14 protein-coding genes and 1 pseudogene are annotated in these 21225 nt (G+C 58.7%); 7 read left to right on the top strand and 8 right to left on the bottom strand.

The features are described from left to right. Positions 1 to 20 precede the first annotated feature (20 nt). Together EV130_RS24305 and EV130_RS33875 are read left to right on the top strand one after the other, a co-directional pair. Entirely contained in the window at positions 21 to 1277 is a 1257-nt protein-coding gene (locus EV130_RS24305) for a hypothetical protein (RefSeq protein ID WP_132661752.1), read from the top strand. 33 nt (positions 1278 to 1310) lie between these two features. Continuing rightward, positions 1311 to 7907, top strand: a complete 6597-nt coding sequence (locus EV130_RS33875) for a beta strand repeat-containing protein (RefSeq protein WP_132661750.1) — start codon at positions 1311 to 1313, stop codon at positions 7905 to 7907. A gap of 238 nt (positions 7908 to 8145) precedes the next feature. Here EV130_RS33875 and EV130_RS24295 read toward each other — a convergent pair whose 3' ends face one another. Then, positions 8146 to 8634: a hypothetical protein gene (locus tag EV130_RS24295; RefSeq protein WP_132661748.1), complete on the bottom strand. Its 489-nt coding sequence runs from the start codon at positions 8632 to 8634 to the stop codon at positions 8146 to 8148. Positions 8635 to 9065: 431 nt separating this feature from the next. On the opposite strand from EV130_RS24295, the gene EV130_RS24290 reads away from it, so the two are divergent. Further along, the gene (locus EV130_RS24290; protein ID WP_132661746.1) at positions 9066 to 9296 is read left to right on the top strand and encodes a hypothetical protein; all 231 of its coding nucleotides are present in this window, start codon (positions 9066 to 9068) and stop codon (positions 9294 to 9296) included. A gap of 61 nt (positions 9297 to 9357) precedes the next feature. Here EV130_RS24290 and EV130_RS24285 read toward each other — a convergent pair whose 3' ends face one another. Together EV130_RS24285 and EV130_RS24280 are read right to left on the bottom strand one after the other, a co-directional pair. Further along, positions 9358 to 9894, bottom strand: a complete 537-nt coding sequence (locus tag EV130_RS24285; RefSeq protein WP_132661744.1) for a hypothetical protein — start codon at positions 9892 to 9894, stop codon at positions 9358 to 9360. 615 nt (positions 9895 to 10509) lie between these two features. Beyond that, a complete protein-coding gene (locus EV130_RS24280; RefSeq protein ID WP_132661742.1) occupies positions 10510 to 11205 on the bottom strand; it encodes a SprT-like domain-containing protein in 696 nt (231 codons plus the stop codon). Positions 11206 to 11984: 779 nt separating this feature from the next. Between EV130_RS24280 and EV130_RS24275 the strand changes: the two genes are divergently transcribed. Further along, positions 11985 to 12323 (top strand): hypothetical protein, encoded by a 339-nt coding sequence (locus EV130_RS24275; RefSeq protein WP_132661740.1) that lies wholly within the window; start codon positions 11985 to 11987, stop codon positions 12321 to 12323. Continuing rightward, positions 12320 to 14017, top strand: coding sequence for a relaxase/mobilization nuclease domain-containing protein (locus EV130_RS24270; protein WP_132661738.1), 1698 nt, complete (start codon positions 12320 to 12322; stop codon positions 14015 to 14017). Before EV130_RS24275 ends, EV130_RS24270 begins: the two co-directional genes overlap by 4 nt. 597 nt (positions 14018 to 14614) lie before the next feature. On the opposite strand, the gene EV130_RS24260 is transcribed toward EV130_RS24270, so the two are convergent. Further along, the gene (locus tag EV130_RS24260) at positions 14615 to 15037 is read right to left on the bottom strand and encodes a DUF7678 domain-containing protein (RefSeq protein ID WP_132661734.1); all 423 of its coding nucleotides are present in this window, start codon (positions 15035 to 15037) and stop codon (positions 14615 to 14617) included. A 224-nt stretch (positions 15038 to 15261) separates the two neighbouring features. Between EV130_RS24260 and EV130_RS24255 the strand changes: the two genes are divergently transcribed. Both EV130_RS24255 and EV130_RS24250 read left to right on the top strand, forming a co-directional pair. Beyond that, the gene (locus tag EV130_RS24255) at positions 15262 to 15591 is read left to right on the top strand and encodes a hypothetical protein (protein ID WP_132661732.1); all 330 of its coding nucleotides are present in this window, start codon (positions 15262 to 15264) and stop codon (positions 15589 to 15591) included. A gap of 392 nt (positions 15592 to 15983) precedes the next feature. Beyond that, on the top strand, positions 15984 to 17012 hold the full coding sequence (locus EV130_RS24250; RefSeq protein WP_132661730.1) for a hypothetical protein: 1029 nt from the start codon (positions 15984 to 15986) through the stop codon (positions 17010 to 17012). Positions 17013 to 17268: 256 nt separating this feature from the next. On the opposite strand, the pseudogene EV130_RS34270 reads toward EV130_RS24250, so the two are convergent. The 4 genes and pseudogenes from EV130_RS34270 to EV130_RS24230 form a co-directional block, all read right to left on the bottom strand. Further along, positions 17269 to 18246, bottom strand: a pseudogene (locus EV130_RS34270) (SAVED domain-containing protein); the annotation flags it as partial. Positions 18247 to 18742: 496 nt separating this feature from the next. Next, the gene (locus tag EV130_RS24240) at positions 18743 to 19681 is read right to left on the bottom strand and encodes an AAA family ATPase (RefSeq protein ID WP_132661726.1); all 939 of its coding nucleotides are present in this window, start codon (positions 19679 to 19681) and stop codon (positions 18743 to 18745) included. Continuing rightward, positions 19678 to 20193, bottom strand: coding sequence for an HORMA-1 domain-containing protein (locus EV130_RS24235; protein WP_132661724.1), 516 nt, complete (start codon positions 20191 to 20193; stop codon positions 19678 to 19680). The genes EV130_RS24240 and EV130_RS24235 overlap by 4 nt, the downstream gene beginning before the upstream one ends. A gap of 6 nt (positions 20194 to 20199) precedes the next feature. Next, complete coding sequence (locus EV130_RS24230) at positions 20200 to 21165, bottom strand: CBASS oligonucleotide cyclase (protein WP_132661723.1); 966 nt, start codon at positions 21163 to 21165, stop codon at positions 20200 to 20202. Between the last annotated feature and the right edge of the window lie 60 nt (positions 21166 to 21225).

The following is a 21225-nucleotide window of genomic DNA, read 5'->3' as shown; positions in this document are numbered from 1 at the left end:
TGGGCGTGTACAGTATATCAATGAAACAGATTAGAAAAATATTCGACGTTCCAGCGCTATTAGGCCTTAGCAGAAGACTTTTATCTCTTGTCAGTTTCGTCAGCCATTTTCACCGCGCTGTCTACGCTGTTATATTTGTAGCAGCGCTACTAGCAGTGAACGCATCGAGTGCAGCCCAAGAAGACCCTTTTTCTCGACCTGAAATTCGAGCGATTGCTCGCATCCCGTCTTATAGTCAACAGCCCATTTCCTTCGATGAGGGGCGGTCTATCAAGCGGGCCAGCGTCATGCATGACTTTCTGAATGTTGCGTTTAGCGATGTTCGATGGCTAGAGGACATGGAAGACCCCTCCACAAGCGTCTCAGTCGTTCTGAATGCCCTTAATGCTCCACCACCAGAGGAGAATCAGCCTTCTCGCGATGAATTGGCAGTTTGGCTTAAGCCGTTCGCTGATTCCGCCGCATTACCTAGGCACAACGCGATCAATAAATGGCGCAAAAGTCCGAGTGTCGGCTTCGATTGGCCGCAGTTTGGCGAAAGTAGACTTTCCGAAATCTCTGCCAAACGACTTCTAGAACGAGCCGCCGAATACGAGAAAATTGGGCGAGTTGTCGGGGCGCAACTCGACGAACTCAATGCGGCCACCAACCTTGCAGTTACATTGACCCCCCCGAGCAGCCCCCGCGAAAGCACAAGTGATTTTGCTGAGATTAGAATTGTGATTGCGTCCACGGGAGCGATTCAGAACAACATCAAGTTTGCAAGAAAGCCGTCGGAATTGGATGAGCGCAGATTCGAACTGGCGATCAAAAAGGGCGTGCGTTTCACCCCGAAAAGCCGCTCCCAAGTTGAGGGATTTGTTTTGCTGAACAACAGCAATGAGATAGAGCTTGCTGTTTGCTACATCAGTCCAGAAGTTCTTGACACCAGGCTTCTAAAGCCATTGGTATCAGAATGTTTGATTAGGGCATTGGGGCTGCCAAGCCTCTCTCTGTCTACCGTCCCCTCCCTCTTAGGATCGTGGAACGCCGCGCTCGATAGCATTTCAAAAACCGACACTTTGGACGGTTCTGACGCTACTGAAGCCGTCGGCAAAAAGGATTGGAACGCTGTGTTTCGGGAATATGCGGTTCAGAGCGAGGCTCCCGATCCGCACCCCCGTCGGTACGATGTCGTCATGCTGCGTCTACTCTATTGCCCCTCGATAAAACCCGGCTTTGACAAGAACATGACCTTGCTCACTCTCGGAAAGACTAAGGAATGTAAGATTAATTAATAGCAAAACCAATATTATAAGGAGTTTTTAACTATGACATGCCCACTCGACTTCGACAGTGATTTACCTGGTGTGCCGCCTGAGATGGTCGAAAGTGCGTTTAACGCGTTGAGGGCCAGATCCCCTGCGTTCGAAGCATTTGTTGCATGGATTGAACAGGTGCTTGCCACGAATGGTGGTACCTTGCTTATAGAAATAACGGAAGACAGGAACGGCCAAGGCGCTTCGGCCTACAATGAGCCGAATACAAATAACTATCGCGTGCGTGTTGGGCAGGACGTATTTGATGGCGAATACTATGATACTGGCGGCGGAACCGGTACCCACGGCGCGACTTTGGAGCGATACATTGCAGAAGAGGTCGTTCATATCGCTCAAAAGATAAAAGGGACTACAGTCGAGAACGAAGAACAGGACGAACAAGAAGCGCAAGAGATCGCCAATATAATTATGTGGCAAGCTGCCAAGGAACCTTACGCGGATATTCCAGGGGATCCCCACCTAAACTCCAGCATGCACGGCGGTTCCGGTTTGGATCCACAAGTGCTTTTTCCCGAGGAAGGCGAGCCGATTCCCTGCGGTAGCCCACCCCCGCCGCCTGCTCCACCAGTTACAGACGCGGAGACTCCTTGGGGGGATGCTCCCAACACCGCTAGTCCGTTGGTTTTAGACCTTGACAATGACGGAATAGAATTGACGACTTTCAATACAACAACGACCACATCGTTTTTCGACATAGACGGAGATGGTTTTGCAGAACAGACTGCTTGGGTAGCAAGCGATGACGGGTTGCTTGCGCGTGATATTAATGAATCAGGAACCATCGACTCGTCAGATGAGTTATTTGGGAGCCCGTCAGTTGATGGATTTGCGATTCTGTCGACGTTTGACAGCAATGGTGATCATCTAATCGATCAGTATGACTCTGTGTGGGACGATCTTATTGTTTGGAAGGATGCCGACGGAGATGCAAAGACCGACAGCGGCGAGCTCCATACGTTAGCTTCATTGAATATCGTCAGCTTCGATTTGGCGGGCATTGCGGCCTCTACATCGACGATTAGTGGCAACCCTATAAGCCACACGAGTACGTATATGTTATCGGGTGGCTCGACTAGAGCCGTCGCGGATGCATGGTTCGTGCATGACAATCTGCAAACACAATTTGTTGGCGAATATATACTGGACTTCGATGCTGCCCGGCTTCCTGGGCTTCGTGGCTACGGCGAAATTCCGTCCCTCCACATTGCTATGAGCCAGAACGAAGAACTGAAGAGTTTGGTAGCCGAATTCGTTGACGCGTGGGACGTAAGCCGTTTTGAAGATGGTTCGTCTCTCAATGCTGATGTTCACGAAATACTCTGGACGTGGGCAGGTGTCGAAAACGTGACGCCCAGCTCGCGGGGTGGGTACATAGATGCGCGGAAATTAGGCTTCCTCGAAAAGTTTTTTGGCCAAGATTTTCTCCAATATGGCACCATTCCGAACCCCTGGATGAATGCGGCTGCGGTACTAGAGGAGACGTGGGAGCGGCTTTTCTATCATCTGAAGGCGCAGCTATTGGCGCAGGTGGGGGCTGACGAGTTGTTCGATGGAACAATATTTTACAATCTACTCACCGGCATGCTCGAAGGGGACATGGCACTCTCCCAGGAAGCAGTGGACGACCTTGAAGCAGCGGCGCCGGCACCGGGTAGCGCTCTCCGGCACTATTGGGAGCAGGTAGGCGAGTTCCTTGCGTTCAGCAAAGGACTGGGCGAGCTGGAAACCGCTGAGAACACGATGATGGATGATGCCATCACGGATACTGATCCAACCCTTTCTTGGAACGGAATTATCGCGGGCTCGGTGCCTGCATGGCATGGTTACGCAATCACGTCCGGGCCCGATGACGATACGCTGACGGGCACTTCTGGCCCCGACACGCTCAATGGCGGTGCAGGCAACGACACCATCAACGGAAACAGCGGTAGCGATACGCTGTATGGCGGCACCGGGAACGACACGATCGATGGCGGATCGGACAGCGATACGATTTACGGTGATGACGGTGATGACGTTCTTTGGGGCGGGATGGGTGGCGACACGATCTATGGGGGTAACGGCGAGGATACTCTTCACGGGAGCTTCTATGACGCTGATATCCTTGTTGGGGGAGAGGGTGGCGACACAGTCAACGGATACCAAGGTAACGACTCCTATGTCTTTACCGACGGTAATGATGTGTACATTGACACAGCGGGAACTGATAAAATTCTCATGCCCGTCGGCGTGGATTCCGGCGACCTGACATTCTATCAATTCAAGGAAGGCACTGGTGAGGGAACGCTATATATTGTTGTCGACGGATTGGGAACGATCGAGTCTCGGCAGTTTTTCAACAGTTATTACGGCTCGGTCTATTCATCGCGGATCGAAACGATCGAATTCTCTGACACTTCGACGTTCAATTTCAACTCTTTAACCTCAATGACCACCTATGGCACGGCGGAGAATGACACCATATACGGCGTCCAATTCAGCAGCCATTTAAACGATACGTTGTACGGCTACAGGGGCAGCGACGAATTGTACGGCCAGGATGGCAACGACATGCTTGATGGCGGGATTGGTAATGACAAACTCAGCGGCGGATACGGCAACGACACTTATATTATGTCTGCCGGTTATGACCGCGTTGACTGGGACAACGGGGGCTCGGACGTCATTATGCTGCCCGATGGGTACGATGCGGGCGACATAACATTCGTTCGCACACTGGCGGCCCCGAATGATCTTGAAATCGTCGTCCAAGGTCTGGGGCAACTAAGAATCGAAGGCCAGCTCTACTATACGGGCGACTGGGCCATCGAAACTCTGTCTTTCAATGGCGTTTCGACCTTGTCACTGACAGGTCACCAGATCGAATCTCTTGGTGGTACTGGCAATGATACGATCAGCGCCATTACCGGAGGTGCCAGCATTAACGACATTATGGATGGCCGGGAAGGAAATGACCTACTCAACGGCGACATGGGCGATGACACCTACTACTTCTCGATTGGCGATGACGCGATTGGAGAACAAGGAGGCAACGACACGATCGTGTTCCGTGAAGCCTGGACTCCTGCCAATATCACACTCTATCGGCAGGACTTTGCGCTCTATGCCGAAGATCAGAACGGCAACAGCATCAAGGTGCAGCAGCAGTTCACGCTGGAGGGCGGGAGCGACTATTCGGCCTATGAAGTCGAGCAGATCGTATTCTCGGACAGCACGACGTGGACGCTGAGCAGCATCGAAGTTGAGGCGCGGGGAACCAATTCGAGCGACACCATCTATGGCACGACTGATGGTGATGCCAGCAGTGACGATGCAATTTTTGGCCTTGGCGGAAACGACAACCTGGCAAGCGGTGTCGGAAATGATACGTTGGATGGTGGCAGCGGGGACGACACCCTGCAAGCCGGCATCGGCGATGATACCTACCGTTTCCGTGAGGGTCTCGACACCATCATGGAATACAACACCGGGGGTACAGATACGCTGTTCATCACCGGCGGTTTGACCATCAACGATATCACCGTCTCAAACTACTCTTCGTGGCACACGAAGGTTGTGATCAATAGCGGCGTCGATGAGATTACGCTGAATTATCTGCGAGACGCGGATACGGACTACCATGTCGAGCAGATCATGTTCGAGGATGGCTTCCTGACCTCTCTGCCTGACTACGCATCGTGGCTAAACGGAACGTCGGGCAACGACGCTGTTTCAGGCAACGGTAGCGACAACACCATGATCGGCTATGCCGGCAACGACACCATGACCGGTGCCGGTGGCAATGACGACGCCCATGGCGGTGCTGGCGATGATTTGATCGATGGCGGGGATGGCAATGACTTCCTGCTCGGCGGCGTCGGCCTTGATACGCTGACCTACGCTTCGGCGACGGCGGCTGTAACGGTCAGTCTGGCCACGACGACAGCACAGAACACAAGCGGGGCTGGAACAGACACGGTTCTCGGATTCGAGAACCTCACCGGCTCCGCCTACAATGACACGCTGACGGGCGATGGCAGTTCCAACGTTATCCAGGGTGGTGTCGGCAACGACACGATGGATGGTGCGGGCGGCATCGACACGCTGACCTACGCCGCTGCAACGGCCGGGATCACGATGAATCTGGCAACCGCTACCGGCCAGGCGACAGGCGGAGCCGGCACCGACACGGTCTCGAATTTCGAGAACCTTGTGGGCTCTGCTTACAACGACACCCTGACGGGCAACAACTCGGACAACATCATTCAAGGCGGCGTCGGGAACGACACGATGAACGGCAGCGGTGGCATCGACACTCTGACCTATGTCAACGCTACTGCCGGTATCACTATGAACCTCGCTACGGCGACGGGTCAGGCGACGGGCGGCGCGGGAACCGATACGATCTCGAACTTCGAGAACCTCGTGGGGTCGGGCTTTAACGACACGTTGACCGGCAACAACTCGAACAACGTGATTGAGGGCGGTGCCGGGAACGACACCATCAATGGCAGCGGTGGCACGGATACGCTGACCTACGTCAATGCGACCGCCGGAATCACTATGAACCTGGCAACAGCTACCGGCCAGGCGACAGGGGGCGCTGGCACCGACACCGTGTCCAACTTCGAAAATCTGATCGGTTCTGCCTATAACGACACTCTCACCGGCAATGGCTCTGCCAATGTCATCGAAGGCGGTGCCGGTAACGACACGATCGACGGCGCGGGCGGCATCGACACGCTGACCTACGTCAATGCCACAGCCGGAATTACGATGAACCTGGCAACAGGTTCCGGCCAGGCGACGGGCGGAGCGGGCACCGATACGGTTTCGAACTTCGAAAACCTCACGGGCTCTGCGTTCAACGATACGCTGACAGGAAACAGCTCTGCCAACCTTATGGAAGGTGGTGCCGGTAACGACACGATGGACGGCGCAGGGGGCGTTGATACTCTGACGTATGCCACGGCGACAGCCGGAGTTACCGTCAATCTCGCTACCGCTTCGGCGCAAAACACCGGCGGGGCAGGCTCGGACACGATCTCGAACTTTGAAAACCTGACCGGTTCGGCGTTCAACGACACCCTCACCGGCGACGGCACGGCGAACATCATCGACGGCGCTGCCGGCGATGACACGATGGATGGCGGTGGCGGAATCGACTGGCTGACCTACGCCGCCGCGGCGTCCGCCGTGACCGTCAATCTGGCGACACTGACAGGACAGAACACCGGCGGCGCAGGCACGGACACGATCTCGAATATCGAGAACCTGACCGGCTCTGCGTTCAATGACACCCTCACCGGTGACAATTCCGACAACGTGATCGAGGGCGGAGTCGGTAACGACACCATCAACGGCAGCGGAGGCACGGACACCCTGACCTATATCAATGCGACTGCCGGGATCACGATGAATCTGGCGACAGGCACTGGTCAGGCCACGGGCGGTGCGGGCACCGACACGATCTCGAATTTCGAGAACCTTGTCGGCTCCGGCTTCAACGATACCCTGACGGGCAACAATTCCGACAACGTCATTGAAGGCGGTGCCGGTAACGACACCATCAATGGCAGCGGCGGCAACGACACGCTGACTTACGTCAACGCGGCGGCCGGGATCACCATGAACCTGGCGACGGGAACGGGTCAGGCGACGGGTGGTGCAGGCACAGACACGATCTCGAATTTCGAGAACCTCGTGGGCTCTGCGTTCAACGACACGTTGACCGGCAATGGCTCTGACAACATCATTGAAGGCGGTGCCGGTAACGACACCATCAATGGCGCTGGCGGCAACGATACACTGACCTATGTCACCGCGACCGGCGGCATCACGATGAACCTCGCCACCGGTACCGGCCAGGCGACGGGCGGAGCGGGCACCGATACCATCTCCAACTTCGAGCATCTGACCGGCTCTGCCTTCAACGATACCCTGACCGGCAATGGCTCGAACAACACCATCGAAGGCGGTGCCGGTAACGACACCATCGACGGCGCGGGCGGCACCGACACGCTGGCCTATGTCTGGGCCACAGCCGGGGTGACGGTCAGTCTGGGGCTTGGCTCCGCACAGAATACGGGCGGCGCCGGCGCCGACACGGTGTCGAATTTCGAGAACCTGACCGGCTCTGCGCACAATGACAATCTGACGGGCAGTACAGCCGCCAACGTACTCAGCGGCGGCGGCGGTGCGGATACCATCCATGGCGATGATGGCGGCGACACCATCACCGGCGGCGATGGCAATGATGTCCTCTACGGGGAGTCAGGGCTTGACGCTCTTACGGGCGGTCTGGGTGCTGACGTTTACGTGTTCCAGGCGGCTTCGGCCTATAGCAACATCGACACGGTGTCGGATTTCAGCACGGCGCAGGGCGATGCGCTGAATCTGGTCAACCTGCTGACTGACTACGATCCCCTGACCGAAGCGATCACGGACTTTGTCCAGATCACCACGGCAGGCGCCAACTCGAATGTTGCCGTTGACCGTGACGGCACTGGCACGACTTACGGCTTCACGCAGATTGCCACACTGACGGGCGTCACCGGCCTCACCGACGAAGCCGCCCTGGTGACCAGCGGCAATCTGATCGCGGCGTAACAACTCTGTTCTGGCGCGCCAGCCCGGTTTCCGCATCGCGGGGCCGGGCTGGTTTTTTTGAACTCAAAGATAAGAACCGCCCTTGGAGGCGGGGCGCGTCCCTTCGTGACCGGGCTCTAGGCGTTTTGCGCCCCGAACCCCTGCCGGCCGTTGGCAGGGTTTCGGCCTTGCGGTGACGATCCCTCGCGCGGATTTCAGGGAGGCGGGTATTACAAAAGCCTCAAGACCACCCGCAGTTTCACTCCGGAGGCAGATCGTCGTCATCAACCGCCATTTCGAAGCGATATCCCTCAACGTCCGTGCGGCCATAGTGAAGCTTCCGGCCATTGATGACCACGTATCTGATCCGGTCACCGGTCAGCATCGTCAGCAGCAGCGGAAGCACGTCAGACGCCATCGAAAACAGCCCGTCCATCTGGCCTCGAAAGAGGCTCAAAGTCCCGATATGCGGACGATTGTGGCAGTGCCACTGGTCGCTGTTGTAAGCATCATTCGGCAGGAATACGAGCCGCACCGACTTTGCCTTGACCTTGGACGGGCGGAGCAGCGAACCCAGCAGATGAAGATGCCGGTAATCACTATAGGGTTCGGTGCTGTCCTTCATCCGGTTGACGCTGAATGAATAACTCCACTCCCAGCTTTCCACGGCGATGACATAGTAAGCCTGCTCCTCCTGCTTCCTGCGAGGACGCTTGCGCTTGCTCTTCGCTGTTGCTGCCGTGGTCATCGGGAAACGCTCCGCCGTGACCATAGGTCTTTCGACGTGTCGAGAGAACCCTCGCCCTTGTTGTCATTCTGAGCCTCTCCGGCAGTTCAGAAGCCTTGCCCTTCATCGATCAATGCCACTCCTGACGATGATCGCTTGCCGGCTTATGCAGGGTGCCCGTGGAATTCTGCTCTCCGTCCGCGTGTGACAAGCCGTGTCTTTTCGCTCCGTGGATTTCCCTCGACTTACACGCCCTAACCTGATCGGGCGCGCAGCCGGTTCAAGGCCATGCCCGTAAACGGGTGACGCGCGGGTGTCCCCTTCCTTCGGTCGCTCTGCTCCCTGCCAGGCGGGTGATTCCCCTCCCGCGCGTCAGCCGTGAACCGTCTGCTTCTCCGCCCGCTCCCTGGTGAGGCGTGTCGAGAAAAACCACAAGCGAAAGGAGCTTTATCATGGCACGCAACGAAGAACAGAACCGCAAACCCCGCGAAAATCATGCCCCGGCGTTCATCGCCTGGCATGTGGACGAGAAGGGCAAGAAGTCCTTCTGGACGCGGATCGGCGCCGCCTGGCGTCACGAAGACGGCGAAGGGCTGACCCTCCAGCTCGACCTGATACCGGTCAATGGCGGGCGCATCACCCTCCGGGTTCCGAAAGCCAGCGACGAAGGAGCGGGCGCGTAAGCGCCCCTCCCACCCTGGCAGAAGGAGTTGCGCGGCCCGGCAGTTTCACTCCTGTGCGCAATCACAGAAGCTTTTGCACATCATCGCGAAGCTGACGGGACAAACCGATCAGCTTGTCCAGTATCTCGCCGACCGGCGTTTCTCTATTAATGACCGCCTCGACTTCTTCTTTGCTTTTACGCGCTTCGATGAATGCTTCGGTGACCAGTTTGATCTGGTCACGGCACCGCGCTACCGCGATGAAATCGTCGATCGCGTGTCCCGCAATATCGGACAGAGCGTTTGAACAGGAGAGAAAACGCTGCACAAGCTTGTACTTTCCCCCAAACCACCACCAGTGTTTGTCTTCAAGTTCGGCAATCGTGTATTTCGTATCGATTTTTGCATCGATAAACGCCTGTTTCAGCGCCTCGCATTCGCCGAGCAGATCCTTCGCCAGTGAAAACGCCGCTGCCGGCAGTTGCGCCAATATTTCTGCCATCTGGGGATCGGTTTGATCCGAAGCCCGGGCCTGTTTGATCAGGCTCATTAGTTGCGAGACAAGCGATATTCCCGCCACGCCCGCCTCAATTGCGAGTTTAGTCTCCGCGATTGCCATCACTACCTCCCCGAAAAGAAATTGCTGCGGGGATGACTATTACTACTTGGGGACGAAACAGCAACTGTCGGTGGGCGGCCTCCGGGGCTCAGGGCCGGGGCCACGGGTCGCAACAGCCTGCTTCTCCGCGCGTTTCAGAAGCTCTATCACCTCTGCCGACGCTCCTATCCGTTGCGCTCCCTCAGACATGGTCGCTTCAAAACCATCAATGCGAAAAGGCATGCGCGGGTCGGCACCGGCGTCCAGCAGTAACTTGATGACCTGCAGTGACTGTCCTTCCACGGCTCGTCCCAGATGGTATTGGCGTCGGCCTCTGCCGTTCGGATCAGCTCCCTGTGATAGCAGATGTTCGATTTTCGCAACATCCTTCCAGAATATAGCTGTCTCAAACTTTTCAATCCGCGCCCGATCCCGGGCCGCCTTCGAAAATAATGTTCCAAACATAAATATGTATAAATTCTTTTTATTTGTTGATGCGAACTATATATTACAAATATCCATCAGAGAATTCCAGTCACAAACAAACTGTATTTCCTGCGCTCTCATTGACTATTGTTGCGTCGCAAAAATTTGCGGGGGCGTGACCCCCGCGCTAAATTTTTTGCTTTTGGCCATTCAGTCCCCGGCGACCATCAGCGCCTTGTCGTCGGCGCACATCAGCCGGGCATCATGCTTCGCCCAGGCTTTGAGATCGCATTCCGGGCAGCGGTAGCGCAGGCGCTTGCCGCTTTTCGGGTTGGGGTCAGGCTCGGCTGCGCCCTCGCCTTTGGATTGTTCAGGGGCGGCGGGGGCTTCCTTCCATGGGATGGTGAAACCCCTCGCCATGAGACGCTGCGCCGCCTGATCGAAGGGCCCTGCGGGCACGATCAGGTGGCCTATTGTTTCGCCTGTTTCCTTGCCGCCTTCCTCGCCGGTATCGGTGGGCTGGAGGCCGATCTCTTTCATTTTATCGGCCCACTGGCGATTGTGATACCGGCCCCGGCCCGGCTCACCCTCGTGATGCTGCCACAGATGCACCATCTCGTGGGCAAGGGTGGAGAGGATGTCTTCGACCGTCCGTCCGGCAAAGGTCGCCGGGTTGAGGGCGATCTCGTCGGCCACGCGGCCGTCCTCGTTTCTGAAGCGCGCCCCGGCAAAATACCCGTAGGTATGGCGGCGGCGCTGGAGGGTGATGAGAGGCCTGGGCAAAGTGCCGCCAAACAGCGCTTTGTCCAAATGCTCGAAGGCCTGCTGAAACCGCTCGTAGGTTTCCTTGGTAGGCCTTAGCTGATGGGATGCAGGATCGGTTTGTGAAGGGGTGATGTCATTCATGGCGGATCATCCTTTCCGCCGGGCACCGACTTTGTGATGCACATTACAAAAGCGGACACATCCGGCATGTCGAAGACCCGTAATATCGGCGATCCTTCGATAGGGATTCCGCGTCTATTCCTCGTGCAGCGGAGAATAGATCAATGCATGTACATTCCTCAGATCGTCAGGATAGTATGATGTACATTCCACATCCGGCCCCTCACCGTGTTATGCTGGTACTATAGGGGCTGCGTCGCATGACAGATTTGTACAAGGTGTGCGCGGTACTACCGCGCTCACCTTGCTGGGGGGATCATCCTGTCCCCCGCAGACCCCCCTCGGGCATCCCGTAAGGCTCGTCTTCGCTTGTGGCGGAGTCTTGCCAAGGGATGCGGTCAGACGCTTTCGGGCATCGAGCCCATAGCGTCTGATTGCAACGTGTTCGTCGTTGCATCCCGCCAGGGGAGACTGCCGCTCTCCCTTGACCCATCGCGCAAGAGGGGCCAGCCGCGCCCCCTTGCAACCCTGCGGCCAGGGCTTTCGCGCCCTGAACCACGAGCCGCCTTGCCTGTTGCTGGCTGCGGCGCGCCGCGGCCCGGAATTGATCCGGGCCGGCGGCGAAAGGGAGACTTCTGCTCTCCCTTTGCAATCCCATCGACCGGGGATGGCGCTCCCCGGAACCCTCGCTCTCATCGGCGGACGGCGCGGGCGATGGCGGCGGCACGGCCCTGATCGCTTTTGCGCGCGCGTGGAATGCGCGCGGATCGGGCCGGTGATGACGCGCTATCGCTTAAGGCATGACGGACAAGAAGCGCGAAGCCCCGATCTCCTACAGACCCCCGCACGAACTGCTGGCGCAGTTTCGCGCGCGGGTCGAGGATTCAGGGCTCTCCGTCAATGCCTTCATCACCGCCGCCGTGTTCGGCGATCTTGCGCCGGGCCCTGCGCGCCGGGCGTCCGCCTCCCATGCCGATGTCGCGCGCCTGCTGGCCGAGACGGCGCTGCTGAACGAGCGCCTGAAGAATCTCGCCAGCGATCCCGATGACGCGCTGTTAGAGGCGGCCGTGCAGGATCTGCATGAAATCCGCGCCGCCTGCCTGAAGGCGCTGGGGCGCTCGCCCCGGGGCCCCACATGATCCCCAAGGCGAGCCAGCGCGGCGGCGGCCGAGACCTCGCGACCCACCTGCTGAACGCCTTCGACAATGAATATGTCGAGGTGGCCGAAGTCTCGGGCGCGGTAGCGCCTGATCTGCACGGGGCCTTCGCCGAGTGGGAGGCCATCGCCACGAACCTCACCCATTGCCGCAATTATCTCTACAGCCTCTCCGTCAATCCCGATCCCGGCGGCGGCGGGCTCACCCGGCCGCAATATCTGGCCTATCTCGATCGGGTCGAGAAGGCGCTCGGTCTTGAAGGCCAGCCCCGCGCCGTCGTGTTCCACATCAAGGACGGGCGCGAGCATTGTCATGCGGTCTGGTCGCGGATCGACTGGCGCTCGGAGAAGGCCGTGCACCTGGCCTTTGACCGCGAGAAGCTGATGATGGTGAGCCGGCAGTTCGCGCGCGAGCACGGGCTGACGCTGCCCGATGGTTATGCGCGCGATGGTGAGAAGCGGGCGAAGAGCTCCCTTTATGACCGGGCGCAGGAACGCGCGACCGGCATCAGCAAGGAAGAGCGCATGGCGATGGTCACAAAGGCCTGGGCGCAGAGCGATACGCCGCGGGCCTTCGTGCGGGCGCTGGAGGATATGGGCTATATCCTCGCGACCGGAAACCGCCCCTATGTGCTGATCGACATCTATGGCGGCATGAATGCGCTGCCCAAGCTGATCGACGATCGCAGCGTGCGCACGAAGGATATTCGGGCGTTCCTGGGGGCGGAGTTCCCGCCGGAGTCGCTGCCGAGCGTGGAGGAAGCGCGGGCGCTCGCCGCGCAGCATCGCAAGGCACGGGAGGCTTTTGCGAAAGCGCGCGAGGACGGGCAGAAACAGGAGCAGCTGGCGAAGGCGCAGGAAGGACGGCGCGCCCGACTGGAGGCCGAGCAGGAAGCGCAGCGCGTGCGGCAGGAGCAGGAGCGCGCGGCGCTGATGCAGGCGCATCGGGGTGCGCGGCAGCTGCTGCGGGTTGAATATCTTGCCGATGTAGCGCGTGTCCGGCAGCAGCGGCAGGAGGCGCGGCCGACGGGACTGGCGGCGTTCCTGGGCCGCGTCACGGGCGTGAGCGCGCTCATTCATCGGGTGCAGCGCTACAGGGATGCGCAGAAATATCTGGCGTTTCGGGAGCGCCAGCAGGCGCTGGGTGACACGCAGCGCGGGCAGAGTGAAGCCCTGCAGCGCCGCCATGAAATGCAGGGGCTGGATATGGCCCGCAAGGTCAGGGCGCTGGGCGCGGTGGAAGCGCGGGAGCGCCGGGCGCTTGAGGAAAAACGTGTCCGCGAGCAGCGGATGGTGGATCGGGCCGGGCATGAGCACATGCCGGCGTTGAACCTGGAGCTGAGCCCGCGCGGGCGCAAGGCGTCGGTGCGCAAGGCCAAAAACAGGTATCAGGATTCGCTGCGGGAGCGTGAAGAGCGCCAGCCGAAGCCGCGGGAGCGGGATGAGGAACGGGAGGTCGAGGCGCTGCATGAGGCGATGGCGCGGGCGGTGGAGCAGGCGTTGTCGCCGGAGCTCGATCTGCGGGCGGCGTTCACGAAGGCGGCAGAGGATGTGCGCGGCGATGAGGGCGATGGCGGGGATGACGGCGGCGGTCTGCCGATCTCGCGGGCCAGCAGGCGCGGCGAGCGCGGGCGTGATAGGGGTAAGCGCAAGGATGATTTTGAGCGGGAGCGGTAGCCGGTGGCTCAGGCAGTGTTATGGCAATCTATTTTCGTGTTCTCAGGCAGGCGGCGCAACCTTAGACTGCCCTCATCGAAAGAGGGAAATTTGGCTGGAGACGATGACATTGATGAAAAGCTACTTGAGCTCCAGGGTCTGCTAAAGCGGCTTTGGAAAGCTGGCGCTGTGTCCAAGAGTACCTATCGCACCAGGCTCACCGGCATCTGGCGTGCTACACTCTTCTGGCACAATGCTGGCCGCTCCGCGTCCTGGATATTGAACCAGCTCGCGGCGGTGGAAGACGAGTTGAAGGCGGAGTTCTCGCCTAAAGCAAAGTCACGCAGCCGCTCTTGATCGGCGCGCATCCCACCTGCGTCGAAGCTACGGCGGGTCAGGCTCTAGGCTTTGCCCGGAGCCCCGCTGCCGGGTCTCCGCCCATGCGGGTGACGATCCTTCGCGCAGGTAAAGAGGGCTCGGGAGCCCACCACCAAAGCAGGGCTGTTCGTGCTTGCGCTGTTTCCGCCGTCACCCCCTCATTGGTGAGGGTGACGGACGGCTCCAGACGAAGCAGGTTTTTCAAAGCTGAGGGGTGAAAAGACAAAAAGGCCGGTCGCGTCAGCGCTCCCAGCCGGTATCGTCGTTCCTGCGGCCGCGGCACAATGCGCGGCGAAAATCTTTCGCGGCATTGATTGCTTTCTCAGGAGCGGGCTGTGCGTCACGCACCCGGAAAGAACTCGTGATGATCTCGACGGCCCGCCGGTCTTGACGAGTCACAGGCTTTTCATCCCAGCCGCGGTCATAGTGTGCCACCTGCTGGCCTTGGTGATAGACAGCCATTTTCGAGATCTGACCGCCGTCGATTCCGTGTTCGCTTCCGAAATCATAGACTTTGGCTGCGAAGCTGTAGGCGGGGTTTTCCTTCACGGTGCCTTCCACCCAAAAGCCGGTTCTGACATCGCCTTTTGTGATGGTGACGCGGTCTGTGTCCACGATGGGTGAAGTATCTTTGATGGATATGTCTGCGGGTGTGTTTTCCATGGGCCGACTCCTTCTGATGGAAGGAGTCTCGCGTAATAATCGAAGGCATTTCCTCGGGGAATCCTCGGCTGCGTGAACCCAGCAACGGTTGCCAGCGAAATCCTGGTGTGGACGTAAGGACGATTTTGAGCGGGAGCGTTAGCGGGCGGTGCTCTTTGAGAAATCTGGAATTTGGGTAGTGTGGGTACACCGATACAGGATTTCTTAAAGGCGGGAGGGTGCCGGTGGCGGATACGTACGAACAGGACAGGCTTGCGGCGCTGGCCGAGCGGCGGGCTGCTGAATTCGAGGGGCCGGATCATCGCAGCCTGGAGGCGCGGTTCGGGCCGGGATCGTTCGGGTGCCATGATGCCATGCACGTCACGCATCTCGTGGTAGATCTGATGGAGCGGGAATTGCTCGGACACAGCGCCGTGCTGCTGAATCCGTTCTGGTACGGGCGGGTCAGGGAAGCGCAGGCGCTTCTTTATAGCGCGTATAACAGCGTGGCGCAGGAGCATCTTGAGGCATCGCTGCCCGCGGATGATTCCGGTAAGGATGGCTCGACGCATTAGGGCGCTTCCGGGCCTGGCCGGTCAGGCTCTATGCTTTTGCCCGGAGCCCCGCGGGGTCTCCGCCCTTGCGGGTGACGATCCCTCGCGCGTAGATTTTATGACAACCTGCGTTACAGAACAGGGAATTCTTGCAACAGCCGCGGCAATCAAGTCAATATTCAACCAACTAATGTTTTTGGGGAGAAGAATGGCGGGTTCCAAGTTTCAGGAGGCTTTGCGCGGTGTTGCAGCACGTATGCCAACGGTCGTCCGTGAGTATGAGATCATGCGCATTGCCGCAGCCGTGGGCGGGAGAGATGGCATAAAATCGGCCGATGCTGCCCGTCGCGAAGTACTTATTTGGGCGCAGAAGCGCGTGGGCGGCTTGCTGCCTGATCAAGCTTGGAGCGGCAATGATTTCGACCATTTCGCTGGTGGGCGGAATTGTGTTGGCGTCCGCATTACCAATGGAGGCTCAGATATTTGGGCCATTCGGATCGATGATCCCGACAAAACCGTGCCGGGTCGGAATTGGACAACCGAAGTTGTTGTCGGATTGCAGCCAGGTCAAACTGGCCAACTTAGGTTTCGATGCCACCAGCGATCCGTATTCACATCGTTTGTTCCTTGCGGAAAACCTGCTGAAACAGGATGGAACAGCGCAATGTGATCGCTGGATGAGGTCGCTGGCGGCACAAGAGAGTGTCCGACGCACCAAGCTGGGGCGAGACGTTCTGGCGTTTGCGCCGATCCGAAACGCCAGCCTTCAACTTCGCCAGACAAAGCTTATTAGCGAAGGGGCAGATGATTCTGAGCAGTTGGCAGCTGCGAATACCCGCATTGAAGCGCTTGAGAAGCAGGCTAACGACGACCATGCTACACTTGAGTTTTTCTCCTCCGAGCATGAGAAGTCGGAACTCAGGGCTGAAAGTGCCGAGCAACAATTGCGTGCTGCTGGCTTTAGAATTCGCCAGCTTCTTGACCAAATTGCCAACCAGGGTGGTTCCGCCGACACGGCATTGTCGCTCCCTACGTCCTGGGGCGAGTTTGCCCACTGGTGCGATACGCAGCTGGCGGGCCGACTGACATTGGCCCCCGCCGCCCGTAGGATGGTCAAAGACCCGATATTTGAAGATGTGGAGCAAGCCGCACGTTGTCTTGTTTGGCTTGCCACCGCTTGTCGCGAACGAAGAATGGGGATTGGTGAAGGGACATTGCGCGACGAGCCTGTCGAGGATGGCGTGCGGAATGCGCATTGCGGCGGAGATCAGTTCGATCTCGACTGGCAGGGACAACGCTACACCGCGGATTGGCACATTAAATCCGGTGGAAACACGCATGATCCAAAGCGCTGTCTTCGTATATATTACTTCTGGGAGCCCGCAAGCGAACAAATCGTAGTTGCTGAGATGCCTTCCCATCGTCGTACCGACGCGACTTAAGAATACTACGCCTTTCGTTGCTTGACGGCGTAGCAAAAGGGCTCGGGAGCCTGCCACCAAAGCAGGGACGGTTCGTGCTTCGCTGTTTCCGCCGCCATCCCTCTTTGGCGAGGGTGACGGACGGCTCCAAACGAAGCAGGTTAACCAGCTTGCTGGCTCTCGGGAGCGGTAGGTTCGGCGCTTACGTCCCGATGACCGGCAACGCCAACGACGCTTCATAGCTGCCCCCGCTGGCGCCATCGAAATCAAACTCATAGAGTGTGAGCGGCCCGATGGCGGTCGCGCGCTGGCCGAGGAAGAATGAGAATGCTCCCGGTACTGCCATGAACAAATGAACCCTTTGTCCCGGCGCTGCGTCGCGCAGAGACTTGATTTTGGCGACAAGAGATTCCGCCAGCTCGAATGCGTGACGGCCGCAAGTCACGGCGCGGGCGCCAGGCGCCGTCGCAATCCGCGCGTCAAGGATGGCGCGGGCTTCGGGCAGCGACGCAGCCGCATATCGGGACACAGCAGCGGCGACGTCATGGGTGAGACTTACTGTAACTATTATTCCATCGCCCTGCGGCTTGACATCATGCTCACTGAAGGCCCATGCCGGCCAGGCAGGATCGTGAGGCTGGTCATCGGGCGCCCACACTGCGCGGCCCGTCGTGCGTTGCTCCAGCTCGATGAGACGCCCCGATTTGATATTGAGGACAGAACCCGCCGCAAATGAAAGTGTCAGATGGGCATCAAGGATAAGCTTGATCCGCTCGCTCTCGCGCGCGGCTTCGAGAAGGAAGGTCTTCAGTGCCGGATACAGCGTTCCCCGCCAATCAGAGTCCGGCCGTATCTGGCGGTCGGCAAAACCGGGCACAAGGTTGAGCACTTTGGAACAGCGGTCTTCCAGCGGGTCTGTCGCATGTTCGAAGGACTTGACGCCATATACGCGGGGACGCCCTTCGCCGGGCTCACCGATCAGGCTCTCCTTCTCGCAATGACCGCGGAAGTTAGCGCGCGTGAATTCCAGGCGGCCCTGCGCGGCCCATTGATAGACCACTTCATCATAGATGAAGGCACTCTCGTTCGGAGGGCTGCGTTTCAGCCCCACTGCCCGAAAATGCAGATCCAGGATCTCGCGCAGACCATCGAGGGATTCCGACGTTTCTGAAAACGCGAGGGTTCGCGCGAGGATGCGCAATTCGTCATCCGTGACACCAAGGTGCTCTCGCCAAAGCTTGCGCACCCTTCCCATGGCACTGTTATCGGTGGCGGTTCCGAAAAGCATGCCGACACGAAGGGTGTGCGAACGCTCGTTGACGAGCGCGCGCAACGGGTCAGCGCGATCGATGCGCCAGTTGCTGGCGAGCCGGAAGCGCGTGCCCATGCCGTCGGGCGCGTGGTCGCGCTGTGCCTTGATGGCGCGCTGCAAGTGAGACCGCGCCGTCGCCCCGAGAAACGCCGGGTCGGCCAGCTTGGCATGGCCGTAGCTGTCGGGGCTGACATGCCATTTGCACTGGACATGCTCCCGGCGCAACGGATGTCCCTCCTGATCGAGGAGAGCCGGGTCATACTCGACCCACATGTCATCGAACCCGTTTGCGCCGCTTTCAAAGCCGACTTTTACGACGGGACTATGGGGATCGAGAAGCAGCGCCGCCTTTTGCCAAAAAAGGCGCGCTTGATAGGCCGCTCCATCGCGGGCGACGATGACAGCTTGGGTCAAGGGCAGTTCTCCATAAATGAGGCTGTCACGTTGCCTTGCCGTCGCGGAAGCGCGGCGTGGCCTTCATGGCATGAATGATCTCAACGGCGCGTTCGAACCGAACAGGCCGGTCGGGATACGCGTCGAGGATCAGTGTCGGCAGCAGGCGCTGCGTCAGGTCTGAGAACGTGTAACCGACCGCGTCCTTCTCCCCGCCGGTCAGCTTCACGATATGATCGATCTGCGTCTTGTCGAACCCCAGCTCGGTCAACGGGTCTTCAATCACGGCACGGCGCTGCTTGTCGCCGGGCCGGTCGAAATCGAAAATCTCGGCAGCGCGCCGCTGCACGGCCGGGTCGATGGCCGACAGACGGTTGGTACAAAGGACAACGGCCACCGGCAACTGCTTCTCGGCAAGCCGATCCACGCCGCGGATGAACGCGTTAACGCCTGCCCTGTCCTCATGATGCATCTGTGCGCTTTCGCGGCTCTGCGTGACGGCATCAGCCTCATCGACCAGAAAGATAATCCCGCCCGACGCCTTGCCGGACGAACGCTTGAGTTTTTCCGCGGCGAGCAGTGTGGCGTCGAATGCCGCCGAAAGCAGCCTCGTCATTTCGCCGACCTTGCCGCTGCCCCTCGTCGCAAGCGATAGGGGATAGAGTGTGACGCCGATCTTCTCCTGCCGGGCGACGGCGTCGCCGACGGTTTCGGAGAGGGCGGTTTTTCCCGTGCCGACATCGCCCGCGAGAATTACCAGGGGCGGTCGCCGCTCCAGATAGTCGAGCGCGATGGACGCGTCCTTGTGGTGCTTCTCCGCCCACTCGCGCGGGCCAGCGGGATTGACAAGAACGCCGAGAACCTTGGTGAGGCGCGTTTTCGCTTCATCGATGCCGACAAGCCGTGCGAGTCGCCGCGCCGCGCCCATATCGGGGAAATCCAGGCGCCGGTCGAAAAGGTCGTCGATCGAAAGGGAATCACTCATATTTTCCTCACTGTGCTGCGGCCGAGGCCACGGCCGCCGGCGATGTAGTTGAGATCTTCAGTCCAATAACCGGATTCAAGAGGCGGCTCGGTGCCCGATGTGCGCTGGAACGGACAGCCGTTTTCAATGGCCTGACGTTCAGCGGGCGTCTTGCTCCACCAGTTATTGCTGTACGAGAGAAACGAGGTGAAGCTTGCACCAGCGACGTCAAGGCGTGGCCTAATCTTGCCCGGATCATCATCCGAAACGAGGATGCCGCCAGAAAGGGCGCGGTAGCGCACCACGGCCTCCGTCCACTTGCCGTCGCGCTTGAACCCGTATGTGACGGTGTCCACGCAATCATGCCTCAGGAACTCGACGATCTCTTTCTCGTAGTCGTTGATCGTCGCGTCCGAGGGCACGCCGTTATAGAGCGACTGGAACCTCAGAAGGTCGGTGGCGACCTTCGAGGCGATGCGCCGGGCATGGGCGATCGTGAAGGCTTCAGTATCGGTGGTTGAATAGGAGCTCATACTGCCTCACACATTGAACGTCGCGCCAAAAATCTTCTGCCAGTAGCGCACGGTCTCGCCCTTGGTGATCGCGCGCAGCGCCGAGTCGATCGCGTCACCGGCATCAAGGGCGGCTTCAACGATCTTTTCCTTATTCTGCTGGGTGTAGAGGGCGCTGACGTTGTTCTTGTTGTTCACGGGATCCCAGATGCGAACGCGCGCGCCCGTCGCGGCACAGGTCGCCGGATCGTAATAATCGCCAAATGCGATGGCCGTCTCGAAGTCATCGTTGGCGATGAAGGCAAACACCTTCCCCAACGCAGTTGGATAATCACTGACCACGAGGCCGCGATCGGCGAGATAGGCGACGATCAGTTCGATCATGAAAGACTTGAACCGGAAATTCTCGTCCTGCTGCTTGATGAGCTGGCTCCAGAACTTCACGAACCGCACGATTTGCGCGAAATGCTTGTCGTTGGCGGTTTTCCGCTTGCGGATGAATTCGAGGTGCATGGGCACGCTTGTCATCAGCTTCTCGCCGGTGTCCTGCGAGACAAGGTCGCCTCGCCACTGCGGATCGCCAGAATAGAGAATCGGAACGATATCGACTTCGTTGCCGGTGGAGATGAAGTTCACGCCGACAGAGTAGGTCTTGCGCTTGATCTGCTCGGGCTTGAAGTTCGGGAATGCCGTTTCCAACTTCTTCGCCAGCCAGTCTACCAGGTCAGAAATTTTCTCGGGAGCCGACCCGGAAGAAACGTAGCAGCCGACGTCGATGTCGCTGATCGACTTGAGCGCCGTACCCTTGGCAAGGCTTCCCGACAGCATCATCTTACGGAGCGCGAAATCCGGGTGCTCAGCCAGGTAAGTCTCCAGGCGGTCTCTCAACCGGTTGGCCTGCGCCCGCAAATCCGATGCGTCCTCGCGCTTCAGGTTCACCCGTTCGTCGGCAAAACGAACCAGATCCGCATGACTGACGTGGTCGCGGCTCATGTTATTCACCTCTCTCGATTGACGATTCCGTACTCATGAGTTAATTTAGTATATGGATCG

Source organism: Rhizobium azibense (assembly GCF_004342325.1).
Classification (GTDB): Bacteria; Pseudomonadota; Alphaproteobacteria; order Rhizobiales; family Rhizobiaceae; genus Rhizobium; species Rhizobium etli_B.
Note: the sequence above shows the minus strand (reverse complement) of the source record. Positions and strands in the feature narration are given on the sequence as shown.